We start from the raw sequence: 350 nt of genomic DNA, 5'->3' as shown, positions 1-350 counted from the left end.
CACAGCTTTTGCAGCGACGCGGGCAGACGGTCGGTGAGCATATTGACCGCAATGTGCGAACCGGCACGGTAGCTCACCGCCGCGCCGATGAAGGTGAACGTTACCATGCAGATATTGGCGACGGGCTCCGGCGAGGATTCGCCGCGGTTGAGCACGTAGCTTGAGAAGTTGCCGATGGGGATGACAATCGCCATCACAAGCAGCGAGACACCCGCCTCCGCCTTGGCGAGCAGGTACTCAGGGTCGATCCACTTCAGGTAGAGTTCGGACATAGGTGCTCCGTATTACTGGACGTCAGCGATGGCTTTCATCAGATCCTGATGCTTGTCGCCATACTGGGCGCGCACCGG

The 350-nt window shown here is 59.7% G+C and carries 1 protein-coding gene; it reads right to left on the bottom strand.

Features of this window, described 5'->3' with window-relative positions:
• A partial coding sequence (locus A6013_RS24845) for a TRAP transporter small permease (RefSeq protein WP_139128333.1) occupies positions 1–272 on the bottom strand: 272 nt, incomplete at its 3' end.
• Between the last annotated feature and the right edge of the window lie 78 nt (positions 273–350).

Origin of the sequence: Enterobacter sp. IF2SW-B1, from assembly GCF_001743375.1 — a bacterium.
In the GTDB taxonomy this organism is placed as follows: Bacteria; Pseudomonadota; Gammaproteobacteria; order Enterobacterales; family Enterobacteriaceae; genus Enterobacter; species Enterobacter bugandensis.
The sequence above is the reverse complement of the archived record's forward strand: the minus strand, read 5'-3'. Positions and strand labels throughout refer to the sequence as shown.